Source organism: Streptomyces sp. NPDC127197 (assembly GCF_042672405.1).
Classification (GTDB): Bacteria; Actinomycetota; Actinomycetes; order Streptomycetales; family Streptomycetaceae; genus Streptomyces; species Streptomyces flavusporus.
In genome coordinates, this window is sequence record NZ_JBHXVG010000001.1 from 252,683 (window position 1) to 275,655 (window position 22,973).

At 70.1% G+C, this 22,973-nt stretch carries 19 protein-coding genes; 10 read left to right on the forward strand and 9 right to left on the reverse strand.

The window, feature by feature from the left end:
- The first annotated feature begins 124 nt into the window (after positions 1-124).
- Both ACFVJQ_RS01250 and ACFVJQ_RS01255 read left to right on the forward strand, forming a co-directional pair.
- Positions 125-1,198, forward strand: a complete 1,074-nt coding sequence (locus ACFVJQ_RS01250; protein ID WP_385780012.1) for a LacI family DNA-binding transcriptional regulator — start codon at positions 125-127, stop codon at positions 1,196-1,198.
- Positions 1,195-2,106, forward strand: a complete 912-nt coding sequence (locus ACFVJQ_RS01255; protein ID WP_385780015.1) for a carbohydrate kinase — start codon at positions 1,195-1,197, stop codon at positions 2,104-2,106. Before ACFVJQ_RS01250 ends, ACFVJQ_RS01255 begins: the two co-directional genes overlap by 4 nt.
- Before the next feature lie 82 nt (positions 2,107-2,188).
- On the opposite strand, the gene uvrA is transcribed toward ACFVJQ_RS01255, so the two are convergent.
- Positions 2,189-5,218, reverse strand: coding sequence for an excinuclease ABC subunit UvrA (gene uvrA / locus ACFVJQ_RS01260; protein ID WP_385509207.1), 3,030 nt, complete (start codon positions 5,216-5,218; stop codon positions 2,189-2,191).
- A gap of 224 nt (positions 5,219-5,442) precedes the next feature.
- Between uvrA and ACFVJQ_RS01265 the strand changes: the two genes are divergently transcribed.
- Positions 5,443-6,129, forward strand: coding sequence for a maleylpyruvate isomerase family mycothiol-dependent enzyme (locus ACFVJQ_RS01265; RefSeq protein WP_385780018.1), 687 nt, complete (start codon positions 5,443-5,445; stop codon positions 6,127-6,129).
- A gap of 61 nt (positions 6,130-6,190) precedes the next feature.
- Positions 6,191-6,847, forward strand: coding sequence for an MBL fold metallo-hydrolase (locus tag ACFVJQ_RS01270; RefSeq protein ID WP_385509209.1), 657 nt, complete (start codon positions 6,191-6,193; stop codon positions 6,845-6,847).
- Positions 6,848-7,075: 228 nt separating this feature from the next.
- On the opposite strand, the gene aroQ is transcribed toward ACFVJQ_RS01270, so the two are convergent.
- Positions 7,076-7,555, reverse strand: a complete 480-nt coding sequence (gene aroQ, locus ACFVJQ_RS01275; RefSeq protein WP_385509210.1) for a type II 3-dehydroquinate dehydratase — start codon at positions 7,553-7,555, stop codon at positions 7,076-7,078.
- A gap of 105 nt (positions 7,556-7,660) precedes the next feature.
- Between aroQ and ACFVJQ_RS01280 the strand changes: the two genes are divergently transcribed.
- Both ACFVJQ_RS01280 and ACFVJQ_RS01285 read left to right on the forward strand, forming a co-directional pair.
- Positions 7,661-8,707, forward strand: coding sequence for a S66 peptidase family protein (locus ACFVJQ_RS01280; RefSeq protein WP_385780022.1), 1,047 nt, complete (start codon positions 7,661-7,663; stop codon positions 8,705-8,707).
- A gap of 61 nt (positions 8,708-8,768) precedes the next feature.
- A complete protein-coding gene (locus tag ACFVJQ_RS01285) occupies positions 8,769-10,073 on the forward strand; it encodes an MFS transporter (RefSeq protein WP_385780025.1) in 1,305 nt (434 codons plus the stop codon).
- A gap of 31 nt (positions 10,074-10,104) precedes the next feature.
- Here the strand turns inward: ACFVJQ_RS01285 and ACFVJQ_RS01290 are convergent, their stop codons facing one another.
- The 6 genes from ACFVJQ_RS01290 to ACFVJQ_RS01315 all read right to left on the reverse strand — a co-directional run bounded on the left by ACFVJQ_RS01290 (position 10,105) and on the right by ACFVJQ_RS01315 (position 18,583).
- On the reverse strand, positions 10,105-11,205 hold the full coding sequence (locus tag ACFVJQ_RS01290) for a calcium:proton antiporter (protein WP_385780028.1): 1,101 nt from the start codon (positions 11,203-11,205) through the stop codon (positions 10,105-10,107).
- A gap of 263 nt (positions 11,206-11,468) precedes the next feature.
- Positions 11,469-12,470, reverse strand: coding sequence for a TerC/Alx family metal homeostasis membrane protein (locus tag ACFVJQ_RS01295; protein ID WP_224738996.1), 1,002 nt, complete (start codon positions 12,468-12,470; stop codon positions 11,469-11,471).
- A 259-nt stretch (positions 12,471-12,729) separates the two neighbouring features.
- Entirely contained in the window at positions 12,730-14,718 is a 1,989-nt protein-coding gene (locus ACFVJQ_RS01300; protein WP_385509214.1) for a TerD family protein, read from the reverse strand.
- 65 nt (positions 14,719-14,783) lie between these two features.
- Entirely contained in the window at positions 14,784-15,362 is a 579-nt protein-coding gene (locus tag ACFVJQ_RS01305; RefSeq protein WP_129797301.1) for a TerD family protein, read from the reverse strand.
- Between the two features lie 160 nt (positions 15,363-15,522).
- Positions 15,523-17,673 (reverse strand): excinuclease ABC subunit UvrB, encoded by a 2,151-nt coding sequence (uvrB, locus tag ACFVJQ_RS01310; protein ID WP_385780032.1) that lies wholly within the window; start codon positions 17,671-17,673, stop codon positions 15,523-15,525.
- Between the two features lie 40 nt (positions 17,674-17,713).
- Entirely contained in the window at positions 17,714-18,583 is an 870-nt protein-coding gene (locus tag ACFVJQ_RS01315) for an MHYT domain-containing protein (RefSeq protein WP_385509216.1), read from the reverse strand.
- A gap of 280 nt (positions 18,584-18,863) precedes the next feature.
- Between ACFVJQ_RS01315 and ACFVJQ_RS01320 the strand changes: the two genes are divergently transcribed.
- Together ACFVJQ_RS01320 and ACFVJQ_RS01325 are read left to right on the forward strand one after the other, a co-directional pair.
- Complete coding sequence (locus ACFVJQ_RS01320; protein WP_385780035.1) at positions 18,864-19,739, forward strand: glycerophosphodiester phosphodiesterase; 876 nt, start codon at positions 18,864-18,866, stop codon at positions 19,737-19,739.
- A 55-nt stretch (positions 19,740-19,794) separates the two neighbouring features.
- A complete protein-coding gene (locus ACFVJQ_RS01325; RefSeq protein ID WP_385780038.1) occupies positions 19,795-20,349 on the forward strand; it encodes a methylated-DNA--[protein]-cysteine S-methyltransferase in 555 nt (184 codons plus the stop codon).
- A gap of 13 nt (positions 20,350-20,362) precedes the next feature.
- Here the strand turns inward: ACFVJQ_RS01325 and ACFVJQ_RS01330 are convergent, their stop codons facing one another.
- On the reverse strand, positions 20,363-20,791 hold the full coding sequence (locus tag ACFVJQ_RS01330) for a VOC family protein (RefSeq protein WP_385509219.1): 429 nt from the start codon (positions 20,789-20,791) through the stop codon (positions 20,363-20,365).
- A 66-nt stretch (positions 20,792-20,857) separates the two neighbouring features.
- Between ACFVJQ_RS01330 and ACFVJQ_RS01335 the strand changes: the two genes are divergently transcribed.
- Together ACFVJQ_RS01335 and ACFVJQ_RS01340 are read left to right on the forward strand one after the other, a co-directional pair.
- Entirely contained in the window at positions 20,858-21,799 is a 942-nt protein-coding gene (locus ACFVJQ_RS01335; protein ID WP_385509220.1) for a pseudouridine-5'-phosphate glycosidase, read from the forward strand.
- Positions 21,796-22,752, forward strand: a complete 957-nt coding sequence (locus tag ACFVJQ_RS01340) for a carbohydrate kinase family protein (protein WP_385780042.1) — start codon at positions 21,796-21,798, stop codon at positions 22,750-22,752. The genes ACFVJQ_RS01335 and ACFVJQ_RS01340 overlap by 4 nt, the downstream gene beginning before the upstream one ends.
- Positions 22,753-22,973: the final 221 nt, after the last annotated feature.

Sequence of the window (22,973 nt, forward strand, 5' to 3'; positions counted from 1 at the left end):
GGGGTGGGGCCGGGACCCTCGACGTAAACGCTTGCGCAAGCGTTTACGTCTGCCGCCGAATGGGATACGGTCCCGGCCAGAAGACGCGCGTCGGACCGCTGAGGGCGCGCTCGGGAGGGAACCCATGCCAACCATGGCCGACGTGGCACGCAGCGCCGGTGTCTCCGTCGCGACCGTCTCCCATGTGCTGAACGGCACCCGGCCGGTGCTCCCGGGGACCCGCCAGGCCGTCCTGGACGCCATCGACGAGCTCGGCTACACCCCGAACACCCTCGCCCGCTCCCTGGTGACCTCTCGCACCCGTTCCATCGGCCTCGCGGTGTCGGCCATCAGCAATCCCTACTTCACCGAGATCCTCCAGGGAGTCGAGTCGACCGCCCTGGAACACGGCTACAGCCTGCTCATCGCCGATCCGCACGACGACCCGCAGCACGAGCGCAAGGTCGTCCAGCTCCTGCACGAACGACGCGTGGACGGCCTGATCGTCGCGCCCTCGGCCGACCCGCGCGAACTCGTCACCTACCTGCATCGCCACAACGTCCCGACCGTGCTCCTGGACCGCCTGGTCGACCAGCCGGGGAACAGCGCGCCACGCTTCGACCAGGTCTGCGCCGAGAGCGCTGAACCGGTGGCCCGGCTGGTGAGCCATCTCGCCGGGCTCGGCCACCGCCGGATCGGCCTGGTCGCGGGCCGTCGCGGGCTCAGCACCACCAGCGAGCGCATCACCGGCTACCGCCACGGTCTCGCGGCCGCCGGGCTCCCCTACGACGAACACCTCCTCGTACACGGCGACTCCGAGTCGGCCGGCGGCGAGCAGGCCACGGCGACCCTGCTGTCCCTCGCCGTGCGGCCCACGGCGCTCGTCACCGCCAACAACGCGATGACCATCGGCGCGCTGCGCGCCCTGCGCGAGCACGGCCTGTCCGTGCCCGACGACATCGCGCTGTGCTGCTTCGACGACTTCGCCTGGGCAGACCTCTTCTCGCCCCGGCTCACCGCGATCGCCCAGCCCAGCAGGGACGTCGGCGCCCAGGCCGTGCGGGTCCTCCTGGAGCGCCTCACCGCGCCGGACCGGCCCCCTCGGACCGTGCGGCTTCCCTGCACCTTCGTCCACCGCACGTCCTGCGGCTGCCCCGAGCAGTCCGAGAAGTTCGACAAAGTCGAGCACCGAACCGCCCAGAAGGGACCCGTCTCGTGATCGTCGTCGCCGGTGAGGCCCTGATCGACCTGGTACCGCAGGGCACGGGTGCCCTCGCCGGCCTGCAGCCGGCCCTCGGCGGCGGCCCGTACAACACGGCCGTCGCGCTCGGCCGCCTGGGCTCGCCCACGGCCTTCTGCTCCCGTACCTCCCACGACGCCTTCGGTGAGGCCCTGCTCGACGGGCTGCGCAAGGCCGGGGTGGATGTCTCGGCGGTACAGCGCGGCACGGAGCCGACCACCCTGGCGGTCGCCACGATCGACGGGAACGGCTCGGCCGCCTACTCCTTCTACGTCGACGGCACTGCCGACCGCCTGTTCACAGCCCCTGACCGCCTCCCCGCCGGAGCACGCGCGGTGTCGTTCGGCACCTGCTCCCTGGTCCTGGAGCCGGGGGCGAGCGCCTACGAGAACCTGATGCGCAGCGCGGCCGCGCAGGGGGTGTTCACCGCGCTCGACCCCAACATCCGGGCCGGGCTGATCCCCGACGCGGACGCCTACCGGGCCCGGTTCGCCGGCTGGCTGCCGTCGGTGACGCTGCTCAAGCTCTCCGAGGAGGACGCCCGGTGGCTGGGCGGCACCCCGCGCGAGTGGCTGGCCGCGGGTCCCGCGGCGGTTGTGATGACCCGGGGTGGCGACGGGCTGACCGTCTTCACCCGGGACGGCGCGGAATACTCCGTGCCGGGCGAGCAGGTCGCCGTGGTGGACACGATCGGCGCCGGCGACACCGTGAACGCGGCCCTGCTGCACGGCCTGTCCACCTGGGACGCCCTGTCCTCCGACGCACTCAGGGCCCTCGACGACGACGGCTGGACACGACTGCTGCGGTTCGCGGCACGCGCGGCGGCGATCACCTGCTCCCGTGCGGGCGCGGAGCCGCCGTACGCGTCGGAACTGGGTGAGCTGTAGGGCGGCTGACTGTGCAACGGGCGGCGCCCCGCGGGGAGTTCCCGCGGGGCGCCGCCTTTCGCATGGTCTTCCGAGGCGTTGCTCAGGCCTTGCGGGCCCGCGTCGTCTTCTTCGCAGGCGTCGTCTTCTTGGTGACCCCGGCCGCCTTCTCGGTCGACGTGTTGTTGGCCGTCCTGGCCGTCGCCGTCTTCTTCGCCGGCGCCTTGGCGGCCACCGTCTTCTTCACCGCGGACCGGCGCGGGGCCTGTACCGCAGCGGCGTCGCTGATCCGGTCGGCGCCGAGGATCTCCCGCAGGAACTTGCCGGTGTGGCTGGTCGACACCGCAGCGACCTGCTCGGGCGTTCCCTCGGCGACGACGAGGCCACCGCCGGCTCCGCCTTCGGGGCCCATGTCGACGATCCAGTCGGCAACCTTGATCACGTCGAGGTTGTGCTCGATGACGATGACCGTGTTCCCCTTGTCGACCAGGCCGGACAGCACCGTCAGCAGCTTGCTGATGTCCTCGAAGTGCAGGCCGGTGGTCGGCTCGTCCAGGACGTAGACCGTACGCCCCGTGGAGCGCCGCTGAAGCTCGCTGGCGAGCTTGACGCGCTGGGCCTCACCGCCGGACAGGGTGGTGGCGGACTGGCCGAGCCGGACGTAGCCGAGGCCGACGTCGTGCAGCGTCTTCAGGTGGCGGGCGATGGCGGGGACGGCCTCGAAGAAGGCGAGGGCCTCCTCGATCGGCATGTTCAGGACTTCGGCGATGGACTTGCCCTTGTAGTGGACCTCCAGCGTCTCCCGGTTGTAGCGGGCGCCGTGGCAGACCTCGCACGGGACGTAGACGTCCGGGAGGAAGTTCATCTCGATCTTGATCGTGCCGTCGCCCGAGCAGTTCTCGCAGCGGCCGCCCTTGACGTTGAAGGAGAACCGGCCGGGCATGTAGCCGCGGACCTTCGCCTCGGTCGTCTCGGCGAACAGCTTGCGGATGTGGTCGAAGACGCCGGTGTACGTCGCCGGGTTCGACCGCGGGGTGCGTCCGATGGGCGACTGGTCGACGTGCACGACCTTGTCGACGAGGTCGTCGCCGTCCACGCGCGTGTGCCGCCCGGGCACGTTCCTCGCGCCGTTCAGCTCGCGGGCCAGGTGCGTGTACAGGATGTCGTTGACCAGCGTCGACTTTCCGGAGCCGGACACGCCCGTGACCGCGGTGAACACGCCCAGCGGGAAGGACACGTCGATGTCCTGGAGGTTGTTCTCGCGGGCACCGTGCACGGTGAGCTGCCGGGAGGGGTCGCGGGGGCGACGGATGTCCGGCATCGGGATGGACTTCTTCCCCGCGAGGTACTGACCGGTCTGCGACTCCTCGTTGGCGAGCAGCTCCTTCAGGGAGCCGCTGTGCACGACCTTGCCGCCGTGCTCGCCCGCGCCGGGACCGATGTCGACGACCCAGTCGGCGGTCTTGATCGTGTCCTCGTCGTGCTCGACGACGATGAGCGTGTTGCCCATGTCGCGCAGCCGGACCAGGGTCTCGATCAGCCGGTGGTTGTCGCGCTGGTGCAGGCCGATGGACGGCTCGTCGAGGACGTACAGGACGCCGACGAGGCCGGAACCGATCTGGGTGGCCAGGCGGATGCGCTGGGCCTCGCCACCGGACAGCGTGCCGGCGGCGCGGTTCAGCGAGAGGTAGTCCAGGCCGACGTCGACCAGGAAGCGCAGCCGCTCGTTGACCTCCTTCAGCACGCGCTCGGCGATCTTCTTGTCCCGGGCGTTGAGCTTCAGCTCGCCCAGGAACTCCGCGCAGTCGCTGATCGACATCGCGGAGACCTCCGCGATCGACTTCTCCATGATCGTGACCGCGAGGACTATCGGCTTCAGGCGCGTGCCCTCACAGGTGGGGCAGGGCACCTCGCGCATGTAGCCCTCGAAGCGCTCGCGGCTGGCGTCGCTCTCGGCCTCGCTGTGCCGGCGCTTGACGAAGGGGACGGCGCCTTCGAAGGGCGTGGTGTAGACGCGCTCGCGGCCGTACCGGTTGCGGTAGCGGACCTCGATCTGTGTCTTGTGGCCGTGGAGCAGCGCCTTCCTGGCACGCTGCGGCAGGCCCGCGAAGGGGATGTCCGTCCGGAATCCCAGCGCGTCCGCGAGGGCGCCGATCAGGCGGCCGAAGTAGTCCTTGGTGTGCCCGTGCGACCAGGGGTGGATGGCTCCCTCGTCGAGGGACTTCTCCTCGTCCGGGACGATCAGCTCGGGGTCGACCTCCATGCGCGTGCCGATGCCGGTGCAGTCGGGGCAGGCGCCGAAGGGCGAGTTGAAGGAGAAGGAGCGCGGCTCCAGCTCCTCGAAGGAGAGGTCGTCGTACGGGCAGTACAGGTGCTCCGAGTACATGCGCTCGCGCTCGGGGTCGTCCTCGGGGAGGTCGACGAAGTCGAGCACGACCATGCCACCGGACAGGCCGAGGGCGGTCTCCACGGAGTCGGTGAGGCGGCGCTTGGCGGAGTCCTTCACCGTGAGACGGTCGACGACCACCTCGATGGTGTGCTTCTCCTGCTTCTTCAGGGTGGGCGGGCTGGAGAGCTGGATCGTCTCGCCGTCCACCCGCGCGCGGGAGTAGCCCTTGGTCTGGAGGTCGGCGAACAGGTCGACGAACTCGCCCTTGCGCTCACGCACCAGCGGCGACAGCACCTGGAAGCGGCTCCCCTCCGGCAGCTCCAGGACCTTGTCGACGATGGCCTGCGGCGACTGCCGCGAGATCGGGCGGCCGCATTCGGGGCAGTGCGGCTTGCCGATCCGCGCGAAGAGCAGACGCAGATAGTCGTAGACCTCGGTGATGGTGCCTACCGTGGAGCGCGGGTTGCGCGAGGTCGACTTCTGGTCGATCGAGACGGCCGGGGACAGGCCTTCGATGAAGTCGACGTCCGGCTTGTCCATCTGGCCGAGGAACTGACGGGCGTACGAGGAGAGCGACTCCACGTAGCGCCGCTGACCCTCGGCGAAGATGGTGTCGAAGGCCAGGGAGGACTTACCCGACCCGGACAGGCCCGTGAAGACGATGAGCGAGTCCCGAGGCAGGTCGAGCGAGACGTTCTTCAGGTTGTGCTCGCGCGCGCCACGGACGATGAGACGGTCGGCCACGCCGGTCCGCACCTTTCTTGAGAGAAGTGACAGGGGCGGGGCCCCCGTGCTTTCTCAGACTAGGGGGAGCCACTGACAACGCCGGTCGGATTCCCGAGTTGCGTAACAATCCCCGACCATCCAGCATGCCCGACGCCACAGCCGACCATATAGCACGCGCATTCGATTTACGGGCCGGGCCCACCACCTTCACCCGAACGTGTGGCGGAGCTAGGGTCGACGTCATGACTGATCACGCGCGTGACCTGGTGTCTGTACGTGAAGCGACCGAACGGCTGCTCATCGCGGTCGGCAAGCTGGACAACGCGTCCGTGTCGCAACCGTCACGGCTCCCCGGCTGGAGCCGCGGTCATGTTCTCGCCCACCTCGCCCGCAACGCGGACGCCCTCGTGAACGTCCTGGAGGGCCATCCCATGTATGTCTCCGGCCAGGCCCGGGACGCCGACATCGAGCGGGACGCGCCCCGTCCGCTGGACGTCCAGCTCGGTGATCTCCGCGAGAGCGCGGACCGCTTCCAGGAGGCGGCGGCCGTGCCCGCCGACTGGTCGCGCACGGTGGAGCTGCGCAACGGCGTCACCGACTCCGCGTCCCGGCTGCCCTTCCGGCGGTGGGTCGAGGTCGAGCTGCACCATGTGGACCTCGGCATCGGGTACGAGCTGGAGGATCTGCCGGCGGAGTTCGTGGAGCGGGAGATCGACTTCCTCGCCGACCGGTTCGCCGGTCACCCCGAGGTGCCGTCCACCCGGCTGACGGACGGCACGCGCGTGTGGAGCACGGGCAGCGCAGCACCTGAGCCCGGGATCACCGTGACGGGCTCTCGAGCCGACCTTCTGGGCTGGCTCGCCGGCCGCCGCGACGGAGCCGGCCTGACCGTGCCGGGCGGTCCCCTGCCGACACTTCCACCCCTGTAGCCGACGGGCAGCCCGCTCCGGGCCGGGCCCCGGCCCGGACTCCCGGCGATAGGCTGCCACCATGACGTACAGCGGACAGGTGACGGTCGGCGGCCCGGCGGACGTGCACGAGCTGAAGGACCTGATGATCACCAAGATCGCGGTGGGCCCGATGGACAACAACGCCTATCTGCTGCGCTGCCGGGCCACGGACGAGCAGCTGCTGATCGACGCGGCGAACGACGCCCACACGCTGCTCGGCATGATCGGTGACGACGGCATCGCGTCCGTCGTCACCACGCACCGGCACGGCGACCACTGGCAGGCGCTCGCCGAGGTCGTGGCAGCCACGGGAGCACGCACCTACGCGGGCCGGGACGACGCCGACGGAATCCCCGTACCGACCGACGTCCTGGTCGACGACGGCGACACCATCCGGGTCGGGCGCGTGGAGCTCACCGCGCGCCATCTGGTCGGGCACACGCCGGGCTCGATCGCCCTCGTCTACGACGACCCGCACGGGCACCCGCATGTGTTCACGGGGGACTGCCTCTTCCCGGGAGGTGTGGGCAACACCCACAAGAATCCCAAGGCGTTCGCCAGTCTGATCCACGATGTCGAGACGAAGATCTTCGACGTACTTCCGGACGAGACGTGGGTCTACCCGGGACACGGCAACGACACCACGCTGGGAGCCGAGCGGCCGCATCTGCCGGAGTGGCACGCGCGGGGGTGGTGATCCCCGTCTCCAGGGGGCGTGAATCGCCAAACGCGCGCCCCGTGTGAATCCTTTGCACGCGCCGGCCTCCCGCGCGCACTCCCCGCGCACGCGGTTGCGCGGTCAACTGGATGCAGCCCCGCGCGGGATGACGGCACCTGCGCGGTATGGGCCGCCGGTCCCATCGATCCCCGCCCTCGGCCGGCGGCCCGGGCAACACCCGTACCCCAGCGCCGCCCTGACGGTGCTTCAGGACTGTGCGTCGGCCTGTTCCGACCTGACCAGCGCCACGACCCGCTCCACCCCGAACACATATCCCTGGACTCCGCACCCCGCGATGACCCCGTCGGCGCGCAGGGAGACGTACGAGTGGTGCCGGAACGACTCGCGCTTGTGGATGTTGGAGATGTGGACCTCCAACACCGGAAGGCCGTCACAGGTGTTGAGTGCATCAAGGATCGCGACGGATGTGTGCGAGTAGGCGCCGGGGTTGATGACGATGCCGCAGTGGTTCAGCCGCGCCTCGTGGATCCAGTCGACCAGCTCACCCTCGTGGTTGGACTGCCGGAAGTCGATCGTGCCGCCGTGCGCGGCCGCCGCCTTGGCGCACAGGGCCTCGACGTCGGCCAGGGTCTCGGAGCCGTAGATCTCCGGCTGGCGCTGGCCGAGCAGGTTCAGGTTGGGGCCGTTGAGGATCATGATCGGGGCGTTGGCCAGGGTGCGGGGCACGGTTCCTCCGGTCCGTTCGGGGGTCGGGCGGTCCGTCGATGACCGCTGCTCAGACCCCGGTTTATCACGGTGCACGGACCACACCATGGGTCATACCCTCCGGGTATGACCGTGATCTCGTATCCGCCCAAGCCCTCCCCCGGCGACCGCATCGCCGTCGTCTCGCCTGGCGCGGGCCTTCCCGGGCTCTTCCCACGCCCCTTTGAACTGGGCCTGGAGCGGCTGCGCAAGGACTACGAACTCGAACCGGTCGAGTACCCGGCGACCCGCAAGATGGGCTCGACACCGCAGGAGCGGGCCGACGACATCCACGCCGCGTTCGCCGACCCCGACATCAAGGCGGTCATGGCGTCGATCGGCGGCGACGACCAGATCACCGTGTTGCCGCTGCTGGATCGGGAGTTGATCCGGACGAACCCGAAGCCGTTCTTCGGGATGAGCGACAACACGAACCTGCTCATGTTTCTGCGCAACGCAGGAATCGTCGGCTACCACGGCGCGACGGTGATGACCGCGCTGGGCCGCCCGGGCGCCATGGACCCGCTGACGGCGGAGTCGCTGCGAGCGGCGCTGTTCACATCAGGTGACTATGAGTTGAAGCCCACCGAACGTTGGAACGACGTCGACCGCGACTGGGCCGACCCGGCGACCTTCGAGGCGGAGCCGGAGACGCGGCCCGGCGCCGGGTGGAGCTGGGTGAACCCCGACCGGGTGGTGGAGGGCCGCAGTTGGGGCGGATGTCTGGAGATCGTCGGCTGGCTGCTGATGGCCGACCGGGAGATCCCGCACGACCTCTCGGAGTTCGACGGCGGCGTACTGCTCCTGGAGACCTCGGAGGAGATGCCGAGCGGCACGGAGGTCTTCCGCACCCTGCGGAACATGGGCGAGCGCGGGCTGCTCCAGCGCTTCTCGGCGCTGCTGATGGGCCGCGCGAAGACCTGGTCCTTCGAGCGCCCCAACACCCCGGAGGAGGCTGCTCGTTACGCCGCCGAGCAGCGCGAGGCCGTCCTGCGCGCCGTGGAGGCCTACGCCCCGGACACCACGATCGTCTTCGACGTCGACTTCGGGCACACCGGTCCGCAACTGGTGATCCCTTACGGCGGCCTGGTGCGCGTCGACGGACCCGCCCGGCGCATCACCGTCACATACTGACGGGGCCGATCACCCCCGCGCGCCCCCGTAACCCGCCGTCACTGTGGGTAGTTGACGCAGCATGCACGACGTACGCACCGTAAGGGCGCCCTCCATGCTGCGGCTCGCGGCCGCCTCGCTCGCCGGAACGGCCATCGAGTTCTACGACTTCTTCGTCTACGGGACCGCCGCGGCGCTGGTCCTGGGGCCACTGTTCTTCCCGACGTTCTCGCCGGTGGCGGGGACCCTGGCCGCCTTCGCGACGTTCGGGGTGGGCTTTGTGGCGCGGCCACTGGGATCGGTGCTGTTCGGGCACATCGGGGACCGGCACGGACGCCGGCCGGTCCTCGTCGCCTCGCTGCTGCTGACCGGCGCCTCCACGGTCGCGGTCGGCTGCGTGCCGACGTACGACACGATCGGTGTGGCCGCTCCCCTGATGCTGCTCGTGCTGCGCTTTCTGCAGGGGCTGGGGCTCGGCGGCGAGTGGGGCGGAGCCGTGCTGCTGACCGTGGAGCACGCGCCTGCCGATCGGCGGGGTCTGTGGTCGAGCTTCCCGCAGGTCGGGCCGGCGCTGGGCTTCCTGCTCGCCAACGGCGTGGTGCTGGGGCTGTCGGCGACGCTGTCCGACGCCGAGTTCGCCGCCTGGGGATGGCGGGTGCCGTTCTGGGCGGCGGGGGTGCTGGCCCTGGTGGGGCTGTGGCTGCGGTCGTCGCTCGCCGAGAGCCCCCGGTTCCTCGAAATCGACGACCCCGCGCGCGTGCCGCTCGCCGAGGTGGTACACGACCACTGGCGGCTCCTCCTGCTGACGGCCGGGGGGTTGTCGATCGGATACGCGATCTTCTACGCCGTGACGACCTGGTCGCTCGCGTACGCCACGGAGCGGCTCGGTGTGAGCCGCAGCGTCATGCTGACCTGCATCATGGGCGCGGTGGTGGTGAAGGGCTCGCTCACACCGCTGATGGCGCTGCTCGGCGACCGGTACGGGCGGCGGCCCCTGTGCCTGATCGGGTGCGCTGCCGCCGCCCTGTGGATGTTCCCGATGGTCGCGCTCCTCGCGACGGGCGCGCCGCTGCCGATGTTCCTGGGCTTCGTCGGGGCGATGCTCGCGTTCATCACGATGTTCGCCGTGATCGCCGCGTATCTGCCGGAGCTGTACGAGCCCCGGGTGCGCTGCACGGGCGCCGCGGTGGGCTACAACCTCGGCGGCGTCCTCGGGGGCGCGCTCACGCCGATCGTGGCGACGGCGCTGGCCGAGCAGGGCGGTCGGGTGCCCTGGGGCGTGGCCGCGTACCTCACCACCATTGCGTTGCTCAGCCTGGGGTGCTTCGCGCTGCTCCCGGAGACCCGCCCGGTGCGGGTGGCGGCGGCAGAGGCGACGGCCGGCTGACGCACGACGTCCATGGGTGGCTCGTACGCCCCTAGGGATTGATCGCGAGTTCCAGGTAGGCCGCGAACATCACCAGGTGGACGCCTCCCTGGAGGGGTGTGGCCCGGCCCGGCACCACGGTCAGGGAGGTCACCACGACGGTGAGCGCGAGCAGCACCATGTGGGTGGCGCCGAGGCCGAGGACCAGGGGTCCGGAGAGCCAGATGGAAGCCAGGGCGACTGCGGGAATGGTCAGGCCGATGCTGGCCATCGCGGAGCCGAGGGCGAGGTTGAGGCTGGTCTGCACACGGTCGCGGCGGGCGGAGCGCAGCGCGGCGATGGTCTCGGGGAGCAGGACGAGCAGCGCGATGATCACACCGACGACGGCGTGGTGCAGACCGGCGGCCGCCACCGCGGACTCGATGGTGGGCGACACACCCTTGGCCAGTCCGACCACCCCCACCAGCGCGAGCCCCAGCAGGGCCAGGCTGATCCACGCGGTGCGCGCGGACGGCGCTTCGGCGTGGTCGCCCGCGGTGATCACCTCGCCCTGCCGGGTGATGGGCAGGAAGTAGTCGCGGTGCCGTACGGTCTGGGTCGCCACGAACAGGCCGTAGAGGATCAGCGAGGACACTGCGGCGAAGGTGAGCTGTACGCCGGAGAACTCCGGGCCCGGCTTGCTCGTGGTGAACGTGGGCAGCACCAGGCTGAGTGTGGCGAGCGTCGCGACGGTCGCGAGGGCGGCGCCGGTGCCCTCGGGGTTGAAGACGGCCGTGCCGTGGCGCAGGGAACCCACGAGGAGGCTGAGGCCGACGACGCCGTTGCAGGTGATCATCACCGCCGCGAAGACGGTGTCCCTGGCCAGGGTCGAACTCTTGGCGCCGCCGTCGGCCATCAGGGTGACGATCAGGGCGACTTCGATGATGGTGACGGCGACGGCGAGGACGAGGGAACCGAAGGGCTCGCCGACCCGGTGGGCAACGACCTCGGCATGGTGCACGGCGGCCAGGACCGCCCCGGCCAGCACCACGGTGACCACCGCTACGACCGCGGCCGGCAGATCCCGTCCCCAGGTGAGGACGAGCAGGACCACCGCGAGCACCGGCACGAGGGACGTCCACCGGGTCGTGAGCGACCTGAGCCGAGGGGTCATGCGGCGATCGTCGCAGACGGGCCGGGACCCCGCATTCCGGTCGGTGTGGGCCTTGTTGTCTCGGGTTCGCTGCTTCACATCGCCTCCTCCTGCGCACGCCCTGCGCGTTGGGCTCCATCACCACGGGACAGCGGTCGTCCTGGTCTCCTCCATCGGTTCGGTGGGTGCGGTCTCGGCATCAATGTCCGCGCGAACGACCAGGGCGGTGGACGGCAATCCGCCGCACACCGCCCTGGCTGCGTTGCTCTCGCGTCTCCGCGTGGTCAGGCGTCGATGCTGTCCTTCGGAGCGCCCTCGCTCTGCGCCTGCGCCGCTTCGGCCGCCGCCTGCTTCTTGGAGGCCCGGAGGCTGGTGATCGTGGTGATGACCAGGACCGAGCAGATCACGCCGAGCGAGACCGGGATGCTGATCTCGGGGACGTGGACCCCCGACTCGTGCAGGGCGTGCAGCACCAGCTTCACGCCGATGAAGCCGAGGATGATCGACAGGCCGTACGACAGGTGGACCAGCTTCTTCAGCAGGCCGCCGATGAGGAAGTACAGCTGCCTGAGGCCCATCAGCGCGAAGGCGTTGGCCGTGAACACGATGTACGGGTCCTGCGTGAGACCGAAGATCGCGGGGATCGAGTCGAGCGCGAAGAGCACGTCCGTGGTGCCGATCGCGAGAATCACGACCAGCATCGGGGTCATGACCCGCTTGCCGTTCTGCTGGATCCACAGCTTGGTGCCGTGGTAGCGGTCGGCCACACCGAAGCGCCGCTCGGCCGCCTTGAGCAGCTTGCTCTCCTCGTACTCCTCGTCCTCCTCCTCGGCCCGGGCCTCCTGGATGAGCTTCCAGGCCGTGTAGATCAGGAAGGCGCCGAAGATGTAGAACACCCACGAGAAGCTGGCGATGATCGCGGCGCCCGCGGCGATGAAGATCGCACGCAGTACGAGAGCTATGAGCACGCCGATGAGGAGCACTCGCTGCTGGTACTGCGTGGGCACGGCGAACTTCGCCATGATCAGCACGAAGACGAAGAGGTTGTCGACACTCAGCGATTTCTCGGTGATGAAGCCGGCGAAGAACTCACCGGCGGGCTGGCCTCCGCCGAAGACGAGCAGCCCGAGGCCGAAGAGGCCCGCCAGCACGATCCAGACGACGGTCCAGATCCCGGCTTCCTTGATCGATACGTCATGTGGCTTGCGGCCGATGAAGAAGTCGACCGCGATCAGCGCGGCCAGTCCTACGACGGTCAGGACCCACAGGGTCAGGGAAACATCCACTGCGCCTCCGGCAGTACGTAACGGCAAACAGTCAGTCAGCGTCGTCGCTGCCGGAGGTCTCTTCCACCCATAAGCGGGCCGGCGCCCCGGGATCTGGCCTGATCCGTATTGACGGGTACGCCGCAGTAGTCAGGGAGTACTCCCCTCCGTGCTGAAAAGAGTACCCAATCACCAAGGAAAGGCAAAGCGGTTAGTAAAAGAATGACCAAAGATGCTGGTCAGATCCCTTTACGTGCACTTGGCGCGGACGGGGGGACGGTCACCGGTGCCATGCGCGGCGAGCCGCGGCCACCTGTGTGAGCACCTGCTGGAGCACCTGACTGCCGGAGGGCACGACCGGCGGCTCGTACGTCCAGGCGTGCCCCACCCACGGGTCGGCGAGGTGATCGTCGGCCACCGGAGTCAGTCGCAGAAGCGAACGCCACAGGGGGTCGAGCAGCGGTCCGTAACCCGCGGAGTCCTCGCGGTCGGCCACCATCATCAGATGGACGCCGACGGCCGGGCCCTCGTCGGCGAGATAGCGCAGCTGGGTCACCGCCCGGTCGTCGAAGCCGTGCGGGAAGTCGTTGACCACCAGCAGGTGCTGGGAGGTGTCCATGCCCGGTGGCAGGGCGTCGGCCGCGCCGCCCCGCACCGCCATCTGCACGAGGTCGACGCGCTGAGTGAGTCTGGCCAGGGCGTCCGCCACACCGGCGGCACCTACGGCGGGCGGCGCCGCGAGCGCTCCGGTCTGCACCAGCGGTGCCAGCGCCTGCGCTCCGGAACCGGCCGGGTCGATCACATGCACGGTGAACTCGCCCGCCGGATGGACGGCGAGCAGCCGGGTCGCGTGGGCCACCGCCGACTCCATCGCCAGGCGCCGCAGATCGTGCGAGTCGGCGAACGAGCCGTCGAGTGCCCCGGCACGTCCGCTGTCGATCCACAGGCCGCGCTCCAGCGGCAACCGGACCAGCATCGGGATGCGCAGCTGGGCACACTCGGGCAGATGCAGCTCGCCCAGGCGCAGGGCCATCGGCATCTCCATCGGCACCCGGTAGCCGTGCCAGACGGGGTTGTCCCAGCCCGCGTACGCCGGTGGCAGCGCGGGTTCGACGACAGCGGCCTCCGCGGTGAGCTGGGCGACATCCCGGTCGAGGGCCTCTTTGGCCTGGTCGACGAGCTGGGTGTGCCGGGCGCGGGCGGCCTCGCGCGCGGCGTCGGCCTGCCCGCCGATCCGGCCGCGCGGGTCGGACAGGACCTGCTCCAGCTCCTTGTCCATGCGCGATTCGGCGAAGTCGACGGCGCTGCGGTAGGCGGCCGCGGTGCGGGCCAGGTCCTCGAACATGCCCCACACCTGGTTGTAGAGCCGCTCGTCCATGGACCAGCCGGTGGCGTCGCCCGCGACGGGCTGGGCGGGCTGACCCGGCGCCGCAGGGGGCGCGGTCGGCGGGGGCGGGGGCGGCGCCCCGTTCTGCCGACGGGGATGGTTGTAGTCGATCGGGCCCGCGGCGGTGGGCGCGGACGGCTCCGTGAGGGCGGACGGATCGGCCGAGGCCGGTCCTCCGGGGTAGCCCGTACGGGATCCCGCGCCGGCCTGGGGGCTCTGGGCGCCGTAGGGTGAGCCGCTCTGGTCCGGGCCGGGGGTGGGGGCGGCCGACTGCCTCGTGCGGTCACCGTCCGCCGTGCGCGGTGGGGGCGCCGCCACGGAGCGGGCCAGTCCGCGGGCCACGGCGTCGTTTATGGTGCCGGCGAGTTGGTGGGCCTGGGGCAGGTGCTGGTCGGTGAAGAGCTCGGCGAGCCCGCCCGCATAGCCCTGACCGACCGCGCGCACCTTCCAGGCGCCCTGGCGGCGGTAGAGCTCCAGGGCGACGACGGCCGTTTCCGCTTCCAGACCGGTGATCGTGTAGCTGGCGACCTCGGTTCCGTCCAGCCCGGTGACCGCGACGAAGGGGGCGGCCAGGGCACCGAAGCGGTTCGGCCCTCCCCCGACGCCGCCCGGCAGGGCGAGCAGCACATGGACGCGGTGCACCGTGTCCGGCATGGCGTCCAGATCCACCGCGAGGCGATGGTCGGCGGCCGCCTGCCGGGGGACCTCAAGTCCGGGCAGGGTGGGTGTGCCCGGGTGGGCCACCCGCTCCACTGTGTGGACCTTGCCCTGGTCGTCGCTGAGCGTGGCCACGGCCACGATCGGCGTGCCGGCCGAGACCCGGATCTCGAGACGGGCCTGGGAGAGCGGGTGGTTCTGCCCCCGCACCAGCTCGGCCGTCATCGCCTTCGTCCCCCTGTGTCGTGTGTCGGTGTCGTGTGCCGCTCGCCGTGCCCGTCCTAAAGGAGCTAAAGGAGCGGCAGGATCGCCGGCATCAGGTCCTGGAAGGTGCGACCGTTGGCCGGGTTGCCGAGGGCCGTCATCGTCCAGCCCGGGCCATTGCGGTGCACCTTCGCCATGATCTGGGCCGTGTACTGGCCGCCGCCCGCCAGCGTGTAGCGGGCGAGCTCCTGGCCGTTGGTCTCGTCGACGAGGCGGCAGAACGCGTTCTGCACCTCCTGGAAGGTCTGGCCCGTGAAGGAGTTCACGGTGAAGACGATCTGGTCGATGTGGACCGGGAGGCGCTGCAGGTCGACGAGGATCGCCTCGTCGTCGCCGCCCTGGCCGACACCGCCGACGAGATTGTCACCGGTGTGCCGAACGGAGCCGTCGTCGCTCACCAGGTGGCGGAAGAAGACGACGTCGACCGGCTGCTTGTCCGCGAACAGGACGGCGGAGGCGTCGAGGTCGATCTCCCGGGTGCGCGAACCGAACAGGCCGCGGCGCGGGGCCGCCTGCCAGCCGAGACCCATGCGCACCGCGGTCAGGCTGCCGCCGTCGTTCTTCTGCAGACTGATGGCCTGACCCTTGGTCATGTTGACGGTCACGCGCTGTTTCCCCTCTCGAGCATTCCCCTGTTGCCGCGATGCCGCGGATGACCAGAACCCTACGCAGGGGCACTGACAGTGCCGTACCCCGGTCCGCACTTTGTGTCGGTCTTGCAACACAGCGCATTCCCGGCGAGGTCACTGAGGCCTCCGTGGCCCGTCAGGCCAGTCCCGCCTCCTTCATCTGGCGGAGTTCCTTCTTCATCTCGGAGACCTCGTCGCGCAGCCGGGCGGCGATCTCGAACTGCAGGTCCGCGGCTGCGGCGCGCATCCGCGCGGTCAGCTCCTCGATCTGCTCGGCGAGTTCGGCCGCGGGGCGGTCGGTGGGCACGGTTTCCCCGGCCTTGCCCTTGGCCCTCTTGGCCGACTTCCCGCCCTTGACCGCGTGCTCTCCCAGGGAAGGCACCGGGGCCTTGGTGCCGCGGCCGTCCTTCTTCGCCTTGCGGTAGCCCGTACCGAGCAGCTGCTCGGTGTCGACGTCCTCGCGCGCGATCTGCGCGACGATGTCGTTGATCTTCTTGCGCAGCGGCTGGGGGTCGACGCCGTTCGCCTTGTTGTACGCGATCTGCTTCTCCCGGCGGCGGTTGGTCTCCTCGATGGCCTTCTCCATCGCCGGGGTGATCTTGTCGGCGTACATGTGGACCTGGCCGGAGACGTTGCGCGCCGCGCGGCCGATGGTCTGGATCAGTGAGGTGCCGGAGCGCAGGAAGCCCTCCTTGTCGGCGTCGAGGATCGCCACGAGGGAGACCTCGGGCAGGTCCAGGCCCTCACGCAGGAGGTTGATGCCGACCAGCACATCGAACTCGCCGGAGCGCAGTTCGCGCAGCAGCTCGACGCGGCGCAGGGTGTCGACGTCGCTGTGCAGATAGCGGACCTGGATGCCGAGTTCCAGGAAGTAGTCGGTGAGGTCCTCGGCCATCTTCTTGGTGAGCGTGGTGACCAGGACGCGCTCGTCCTTCTCCACGCGCGTGCGGATCTCGTGCACCAGGTCGTCGATCTGGCCCTCGGTGGGCTTGACGACGACCTCCGGGTCGACCAGGCCGGTGGGGCGGATGATCTGCTCGACGACGCCGTCCCCGCGGGAGAGCTCGTAGGTGCCCGGGGTCGCCGAGAGGTAGACGGTCTGCCCGATGCGCTGCTGGAACTCCTCCCACTTCAAGGGGCGGTTGTCCAGCGCGGAGGGCAGCCGGAAGCCGTGCTCGACGAGGGTGCGCTTGCGGGAGGCGTCGCCCTCGTACATGGCACCGATCTGCGGCACGGTGACGTGCGACTCGTCGATGACGAGCAGGAAGTCCTCGGGGAAGTAGTCCAGCAGGGTGTTCGGCGCGGAGCCGGGCAGGCGGCCGTCGAAGTGCATCGAGTAGTTCTCCACGCCGGAGCAGGTGCCGATCTGGCGGAGCATCTCGATGTCGTACGTCGTCCGCATCCTGAGGCGCTGGGCCTCCAGGAGCTTGCCCTGCTTCTCCAGCTCGGCCAGGCGCTCGCCGAGTTCCTTCTCGATGTCGTTGATGGCCCGCTCCATGCGCTCGGGGCCCGCGACGTAGTGGGAGGCCGGGAAGACGTACAGCTGCTCGTCGTCGCTGACGATCTCACCGGTGAGCGGGTGGAGGGTGGACAGCGCCTCGATCTCGTCGCCGAACATCTCGATGCGGACGGCCAGCTCCTCGTAGACCGGGAAGATCTCGATGGTGTCCCCGCGCACCCGGAAGGTGCCGCGGGTGAAGGCCATGTCGTTGCGCGTGTACTGGATGTCCACGAAGCGGCGCAGCAGCTCGTCGCGGTCGATCTCCTCGCCGACCCTGAGCGGGACCATGCGGTCGACGTACTCCTGCGGCGTACCGAGACCGTAGATGCAGGACACCGAGGCGACCACGACGACGTCGCGGCGGGTGAGCAGCGAGTTGGTCGCGGAGTGACGCAGGCGCTCGACCTCCTCGTTGATCGAGGAGTCCTTCTCGATGTAGGTGTCCGACTGCGGGACGTAGGCCTCGGGCTGGTAGTAGTCGTAGTACGAGACGAAGTACTCGACGGCGTTGTTCGGCAGCAGCTCTCTGAACTCGTTCGCCAGCTGGGCGGCCAGGGTCTTGTTCGGGGCCATCACCAGGGTGGGGCGCTGAAGCTTCTCGATCATCCACGCGGTGGTGGCGGACTTGCCGGTGCCGGTCGCACCGAGGAGGACGACGTCCTTCTCACCGGCTTCGATGCGCCGGGCGAGATCGGCGATGGCCGTCGGCTGGTCGCCGCTCGGCTGGTAGGGGCTGACGACCTCGAAGGGCGCCACCGTGCGTTCGATGTTGGAAACGGGCCGCATGGAATCCACCGTACGACCCCGCACTGACAACAGGCTCGGATCACCAGTTCTGCGGGGTGCGGGAGCGCTGGCGGGTCGGGTGTCGGCGGGTGCGGAGCGCGATGCGGCGGGGCTGGTGGGGCCGGTCGGGAGCGTGGGCCGGGACGCCGGGCTTGTCCTCGGCTCGGGGCCAGTGGGGCTTGCCCATGACCATGAGGGGGTCGAACAGCACGACGACGCCCGCGAGGCAGAGGAAGGCGAGGGGGCCGATCAGCATGGGGGCGAGCAGCGCCGCCGGGGAGTCGCCCGCGGAGGGGTCGGCGGGGGCGTGGAGGTGGACGCTGAGGGCTGCCATGCCCGTGTAGTGCATGCCGCTGACCGCGAGCCCCATGATGAGGCTGGCGCCCACGCTCCACCACAGTCCTCTGACCTGTCCGGCCGCCCACAGGGCGGCCGTGGCGGCGACCATGGCTATGACGACGGAGGCGGCGACGGTGAGCGTGTTGTACTCCAGTTTGCCGTTCAGCTGCATGCCGGCCATGCCCAGGTAGTGCATCGACGCGATACCGAGGCCGGTGATGGTGCCTCCGGTGAACAGGGCGGTGCCCCTGGCGCCCCGGTAGCCGACAATGAAGATCCCGATGCCGACCATCACGATGGCGATGCCCAGGCTGGCGTACGTCATCGGTTTGTCGTAGTGGATCGGCGCTTCTTCGACCTTGAAGCCCATCATCGCGACGAAGTGCATGGTCCATATGCCGGAACCGATCGCCGTGGAGCCCAGGGCGAGCCACCCGGGGCGCCAGGAACCGGCCACGAGCATGGATCTCGTGGTGCAGCGCAGGCCGAGTGCACCGCCGAGGCAGGCCATGAGGTAGGCCACCACGGGTGTGACGAGGCCGTAGCTGAATCCGTCGACCGTGCCTTGCATGCGCGGCTGCCCTTCCGCCCTCTTCCGTCCCGGAATGCCCTGATGTGCGCCCCCTCCCAGGACCGCAACGAACGGTCAGGGTTGAGGCAGAGAGTATGACTCGCACCGGAATGCTCGAACGATTTTCCGGCAAAGAAACACGTCCCTGCCTCAGTTGTGCCGCTGCGGTGAGCGGTCTCGGGCATCACCATTCAATCTGTGGCCATCCTGTACCCCTCTGGCGTTGACCCTCTGCTGTCACGGTGGAGCCGTCCGTGATTCTTCGACGCGAGGAGTACGCATGCACGCGCGCGCAGTTGCCGCCACGACCACCGCGCTCCTGGGGTCCGTCGCCCTGTTGCTCCCTGCCGCCGACGCAGGCGCCGACAGCGCTGCCGAGCAGCCTGTGGTCATCGCCCACCGGGGCGCCTCGGCGCAGGCGCCCGAGAACACCCTCGCCGCCGTCGACAAGGCGGCCGAGCTGGGCATCCAGTGGGTTGAGAACGATGTGCAGCGGACCAAGGACGGCGAGCTCGTGGTGATCCACGACGACAGCCTGCAGCGCACCACCGACGTGGAGGAGGTCTTCCCCGACCGCGCGCCCTGGAAGGTGAAGGATTTCTCGGCCGCCGAGATCGCACGCCTCGACGCGGGGAGCTGGTTCGCCCCCTCCTACGCGGGCGCGCGCGTGCCGACGCTCAAGGAGTACCTGCGTCGAGTAGAGCACCATCACCAGAAGCTCCTTCTCGAGATCAAGAAGCCGGAGCTGTATCCGGGAATCGAGCAGCAGACGCTCAAGCTCCTCGGCAACGAAGGCTGGCTCGATCGTGAGCACCTCACGGGCCGGCTGATCGTGCAGAGCTTCAGCGCGGACAGTGTGCGGACGGTGCACGAACTGAAGCCCGCCGTCAGGACGGGTTTCCTCGGGACACCGTCCATGGCGGAGGTTTCCGGGTACGCGCGCTTCGTCGACCAGATCAACCCGTCGTACGGCACCCTCTCGGCCCGCTATGTCTCCGCCGTCCACGGCGTCACCGGCGCCCACGGCAGGCCGCTGGAGGTCTTCACCTGGACCGTGGACGACGCGGCCACCGCCCGGCGGGTCGCCAGGTACGGCGTCGACGGCATCATCACCAACAAGCCCGACGTGGTGCGCGAGGCGCTCGGCGGGGAGTGACGGGTCCCGGGGCCGGTCGCCGGTCATTGTCAGTGGCGGGTCGTACGGTGGGCGCATGGACAGCCATGGGCAGGACGAGCAGCAGGTCGTGTGGACCGTCGTCGACAGCGACATCGGTCCGCTGCTGCTGGCCGCGACGACCGAGGGCCTGGTCAACGTCGTGTTCCACGCCACGGACGCGGTGCGTGACAGGGCGCTCGACCGGCTGGCGTCCCGGCTGGGCGCCGAGCCGGTCGAGGCACCCGGCTCTCCTCTGCTGGCCGAGGCGATACGTCAGGTGGAGGCCTACTTCGCGGGTGAGCGGCGGGACTTCCGGCTGCCGCTGGACTGGTCTTTGATCTCGGGTTTCAGCCGTCAGGTGCTGCGCGAGCTGGCGTCCGGCGTGCCCTACGGCACGGTGGTCGGTTACGGCGATCTGGCCGACCGGGTCGGACAGCCGGGCGCGGCCCAGGCGGTGGGCATGGCGATGGGCTCCAATCCGCTGCCGGTGGTCGTGCCCTGCCACCGGGTCGTCGAGAGCGACGGCGGCATCGGCGGGTTCGGCGGCGGTCTGGAGACCAAGCGGAGGCTGCTGGCGCTGGAGGGCGTGCTGCCCGAGCCTCTGTTCTGAGGCCCGGGCCCCCTCACGCGTAGTGACGTGCCTCCAGGACGTTGCCGTCCGGATCGCGGAAGTAGAAGCTGCGGGGTGCCTTGCCGCGTGCGCCGAAGGAGTCGCGGGAGATGTCCGAGACAGGGACCGAGCGCTCCTCCAGGCGTGTGCGCAGTGCGTCGAAGTCGTGCTCCGACAGTGCCAGGCAGACGTGGTTGACAGGGTGGCCCGCGCTTCCCGCGGCGTCGGGGAGCATGTTCATGCGTTCGGCCATGCTGAGAGGTGCGAGGTCGAAGATGGTCTCGTCATTGAGGCGTACGGAAGGGAAGGACACCTCGCCCGCGGCGAACTCGGTGACCCTCAGGGGCTCCAGGCCCACCGCCTTCTCGTAGAAGTCGGCGGCGGCGACCGGGTCGCGCACCCACAGGACGACGTGATCGAGACGTGTCGTGTTGTCCGTCATGTTCCCCAGGCTGGTGTCGTCCCTCACCGGCCGCAAGGGTTTGACGGGGCCCGCCGCCCGCCAGAGATGAGGGAAGACCGACAGACAGGAGGCAGGCGCGTGACGCTGGTGGTGTCCGAAGAGGTGCGGGAGGCGGTCCACGCGCGCCGGCCCGTGGTGGCCCTGGAGTCCACGATCATCGCGCACGGGCTGCCGCGGCCGCGCAATCTGCAGGTGGCGCTCGAGCTGGAGGAGGCCGTACGGCAGGAGGGCGCCGTCCCGGCGACGATCGCCGTGCTGGACGGGCGGCCTCGGGTCGGCCTGGACAAGGAGCAGCTGGAGCGGGTCGCCAACGAGGACGGGATCCGCAAGCTGGGCCATCGCGACCTGGCCCTCGCCGTTGCCTCCGGGGCGAGCGGGGCGACCACGGTCTCCGCGACCGCGCTGCTGGCGGCGCTGGCCGGAGTGCGGGTCTTCGCCACCGGCGGGCTCGGCGGGGTGCACCGGCAGTGGACGGTGACGCAGGACGAGTCCGCCGACCTGGGCCTGCTGGCGCGCACGCGGATCACGGTGGTGTGCGCGGGGGTGAAGTCGATCCTGGACGTGCCGGCGACTCTGCAGCGGCTGGAGACACTGGGCGTCGCGGTGGCCGGGTACGGCACGGACCGCTTCCCCGGCTTCTACCTCTCCGACTCGGGACACCCGGTGGACTGGACCCTGGACAGCCCGCAGCAGGTGGCGGAGGTCATGCGGGCCCAGGACGCGCTCGGTGTCCCGGACTCGGCGCTGATCGTGGCCAACCCCGTTCCGGAGGCGGAGCAACTGGATCCCGGGCTGCACGCACGCGTGCTCGCCGACGCGCTGCGGGCCTGCGAGGAGGAGGGAGTCAGCGGCCAGGCCGTCACACCGTTCCTGCTCGACCATCTGGTGCGGCACACCGACGGTGCCTCGCTGCGGGCCAACCTGGCCGCAGTACGCGGCAACGTACGGCTGGCGGGGCGGATCGCGGCGGCCTGGGCCGGGGCGTGAGCGGCTCGGGGACGCCGGGGCAGGGGGCCGCTTCGACCCGCCGTGGCTCCCCGAGCGGTGCGCTGCTGGTGGTCGGGGACGTGGTGACGGACGTCGTCGCCCGGCATCGAGGGCCTCTGGCCGCGGGTACCGACACGGCCGCTGTGATCCGGACGGTGCCCGGTGGCGCGGGCGCCAATGTGGCCTGCTGGGCTGCCCATTGGGGTTGTGCGGAGGTGCGGCTGCTCGGGCGGGTGGGGAAGGACGCGGCGGATTGGCACGAGCGGGAGCTGGCCGCCGCCGGGGTGCGGTCACGTCTGGTCATCGATCCGCAGGCGCCGACCGGGACGGTGATCTGCCTCGTCGACACGGGCGCTTCGGCAGAGCGGACGTTCCTCACCGACAGCGGTGCCTCGCTGCGTCTCGAGCCCGGTGACTGGTCGGACACCTTGCTCGACGGCGTCGCATGGCTGCATCTGTCCGGCTATCTGCTCTTCTCCGAGCAGAGCCGCGCGCTGGTGGCGCTGGCCCTGGCGTCGGCACGCGCACGTGGGGTGCCGGTGAGTCTGGATCCGGCGTCGGCCGGTTTCCTCGCGGAGTTGGGCGTCGACCGTTTCCTCGCGTCGGTCGAAGGGGTGGAGGTCCTGCTGCCCAGCCAGGACGAGGCGTGCCTGCTGACCGGGTTGCCGGATGCGGCGGACGCGGCGGCGAAACTGAGCCGCCACGTCCCGCTGGTGGTCGCCAAGCAGGGGGCGGACGGGGCCCTGGTGGCCCGCTCCGGGACCGTGCACACGCGGGTGCCCGCCGCACCGGCGAGGCCCTTGGACACCACCGGTGCCGGCGACGCGTTCACGGGCGCGTTCCTCACCGCCCTGCTCGCCGGCGCCGAGCCCGAGGCCGCGGCGGCGGACGGGTGTCTGGCGGGTGCGCGGGCGGTCGAACAGGTGGGCGGCAGGCCTCCGGTGAGCAGCTGACAGCAGGCAGAACGGCGAGCCTGGCCCGCCTTGTCGACCGCCTCCTGGGCGCGGCAGTTCCCCTCATGTCCCCCCCTTGCGTCCCCACGCCGGAATCATCGGAACCGCGGCAAGGTCCATGGTGTCGGAGGGTGGTGAGGGCCTCGGAGCGCGCTCCCGTCCCGGGCTGCCGGTTGTCGAGGAGAGACCCGTCCGTTGGCATCATGCCGCGATCATCCCAT